Source organism: Floccifex sp., from assembly GCF_051873555.1.
Lineage (GTDB): Bacteria > Bacillota_I > Bacilli_A > Erysipelotrichales > Erysipelotrichaceae > Floccifex.
Genome location: NZ_JBJEEY010000082.1, coordinates 1 through 2139, shown reverse-complemented (window position 1 = coordinate 2139; position 2139 = coordinate 1). Strand labels below are relative to the sequence as shown.

Here is a 2139-nt window from a genome sequence, read left to right as displayed (position 1 = left end):
CAACACCTATTTTATTTAAATTATTTGAAGCCAAAGAAAAAATAGAACGCATTACGGTTATGATGCAAAAAGAAGTAGGTGCTCGCTTTCTGGCGAAAGAAAATGATAAAGAATATAATGCATTGAGTGTGATTACACAATATCGATGTGATGTAAAAAAAGTAATGGATGTATCACGCCATGTTTTCTGGCCTAAGCCCAATGTAGATTCAGTCGTGGTTCAATTTACATTTCATCATCGTTATCAAGTCGATAATGAAGATTTATTTTTTAAATTAGTGAAAACATGTTTTACGCAAAGAAGAAAAACAATTTATAATAATTTTCAATTGATGGTTTCCGATAAAGAATTCGCAAAAAAGATATTGGAAAAAGCCAATATCAATCCAAGTATTCGTGCGCAGCAATGCACTTTAGAAGATTTTATTTGTTTATATGAAACAGGAAAGGAATATTATGAAAATTAAAGCCTACGCAAAGGTCAACTTGGCATTGGACATTGTCGGTGTTTTAGACAATGGATATCATGATTTAGATATGATTATGGCTCCTGTTTCTTTGTATGATGAAATCAATATACAAGAAAGTCAAATAGACGAAGTTTTTTGTGATGGCATGGACATAGGACAAAACAATACCATTATTCGTATGATTCAGGCAATCAAAGAATATACAAATATATCGGATTGTTTTTATGTAAATGTCCTCAAACACATTCCTATGATGTCTGGAATGGCAGGAGGCAGTGCCGATGCGGCAGCTGTACTAAAAGCCATTATGAAAATGAAAAATTTGTCTTTATCAATAGAAGAACAAATACAGTTGTCGAAAAAAGTCGGAGCCGATGTTCCGTTTTGTGTAGTGGGACAATGGGCACGTGTACAAGGCATTGGTGAAAAAATTCGTTGCTTAGATACAAACTGGGAAATTCCTTGTTTGATTGTTAAACCAAAACAAGGAATTTCAACACCAGTGGCATTTAAAAAATGGCATGAAAGAAAGCCAATTCATGTGGATGTTGATTCTATTGAACAAGCAATTATTCAAAAAGATTTTGATTTATTGATATCGCTCATGAATAATACATTGGAACCCGTAGCCAAAGAAATGGAACCTGTTTTATGTTCTATTCAAAAAGATATGGAAGAATGCGGTATTTCACGTGTTATGATGTCTGGATCGGGTTCTTCTATGATGGGATTTAGTCAAAATATACAAATTCTTCAAGAAACAAAAAAGAAACTGAAAAAAAAATATGAATTTGTGAATTTGGTGATGATTGGAGGAAACAATGATTTATTCGATTCTTAAATTTATAACATTTGTGATTTGTTTTATGTTAAGTATCTATGCTTGTTCCTGTCTTGAATTTGAAAAATTTTGTAAAGTGCAATTTCATGGAAAAGTCATAACATTGATGTTTATTTTATCTTTTGTATTAGCTTATTTAATGACACAAGCAATTTTTGAATTAACAATTTATAATGGATTTGGGGGTTAAGATGTTTGAAAAATGGTATATATTGGATCCAGGAAGTGATCAGCTCTTATTAAGTGATACAGAAAATTTTGTAGAAGTTCATAGCTTAATTGCATATAAAAATAATGAAGTTGCAGCTGTATCCAATGATGCCATTGAATATGTATATCATCGAAATGCATCTATTAAAGTAAAGTGTCCTTTATCAGAAGGAAAACTAACAGGAGATGTGTTGCCATTAGTTGAATACGGGTTTTCAAAAATAAAAGGGAATCATTTCTTAAAAAAGCCTTGTCTTTTGATTTGTCTTGTACAAAGAAATGAACAAGAAGAACAGAAATGGATGCATATGTTATCGCAAACAGGTATTCGAAAATTTGAATTTGTTTCGATTTTTGAATTGATGAATGAAAGAATTCATTTTTATATTCATTCTGGGCATTCGTATACATTAATTGGACTAAATATCAATGGAAAAAATATATTTCAGAAAATGATTTCTTTTGCGGGCAAACAAATCGATGAACAAATTGTTCAAATGATTTTAAAAAAATATAAGTGTTTTGTTTCTATGGAAGATGCCCATGTTTTAAAAGAAGCTTCGAGTAAGAATCTGGAAAAAAATAAAAACGCAAAATTGTCTTGTTTTGCGATGAATA

The 2139-nt window shown here is 30.9% G+C and carries 4 protein-coding genes; all 4 read left to right on the top strand.

Features of this window, described 5'->3' with window-relative positions; genetic code table 11:
* The coding region (locus ACI32A_RS05080; RefSeq protein WP_439753951.1) for a ribosomal RNA small subunit methyltransferase A at positions 1-467 on the top strand (467 nt) is incomplete at its 5' end.
* Complete coding sequence (gene ispE, locus ACI32A_RS05075; RefSeq protein ID WP_439753950.1) at positions 457-1311, top strand: 4-(cytidine 5'-diphospho)-2-C-methyl-D-erythritol kinase; 855 nt, start codon at positions 457-459, stop codon at positions 1309-1311. The genes ACI32A_RS05080 and ispE, both read left to right, overlap by 11 nt.
* Complete coding sequence (locus tag ACI32A_RS05070) at positions 1292-1501, top strand: DUF1146 family protein (RefSeq protein ID WP_439753949.1); 210 nt, start codon at positions 1292-1294, stop codon at positions 1499-1501. The genes ispE and ACI32A_RS05070 overlap by 20 nt, the downstream gene beginning before the upstream one ends.
* 1 nt (position 1502) lies before the next feature.
* Positions 1503-2139 (top strand): rod shape-determining protein (locus ACI32A_RS05065; RefSeq protein WP_439753948.1); only part of this gene is annotated, 637 nt, incomplete at its 3' end.

Bases quoted from the DNA above. Each gene is read 5' to 3' on its own strand.
- ispE (WP_439753950.1), top strand. From the start codon at position 457: ATGAAAATTAAAGCCTACGCAAAGGTCAACTTGGCATTGGACATTGTC.
- ACI32A_RS05070 (WP_439753949.1), top strand. From the start codon at position 1,292: ATGATTTATTCGATTCTTAAATTTATAACATTTGTGATTTGTTTTATG.